1 protein-coding gene is annotated in these 273 nt (G+C 62.3%); it reads right to left on the minus strand.

The annotated features are described in order from the left end of the window. Nucleotides 1-273 (minus strand): spirocyclase AveC family protein (locus SB754_RS20305; RefSeq protein WP_410784168.1); only part of this gene is annotated, 273 nt, incomplete at both ends.

Genomic DNA, 273 nt, shown 5'->3' on the forward strand with positions numbered 1-273 from the left:
TATCGAAGGCAGCAGAGTCCGGCTTGGACGCCTCCCCACATGACCCCTTCGTATACCGGCCACTGGTAGTAGGTGCCGGCGTTGATCGACAGGGACTGAATCGAGCCGGGGAACGTGTACAGCCCCATCGGCATCAGGACCAGTCCCTCCATCACCAGGTCGAACAAGAACGCCCAGGCGAATACGACGCCGATCAGCCCGACGTTGCTGATCTGGGGCCATCGCGCCTTGACCTTGCGCATGACCCAGCAACCGGCGATCGTGCACAGGAGG

This window comes from Leifsonia sp. SIMBA_070, from assembly GCF_046534635.1.
Classification (GTDB): Bacteria; Actinomycetota; Actinomycetes; order Actinomycetales; family Microbacteriaceae; genus Leifsonia.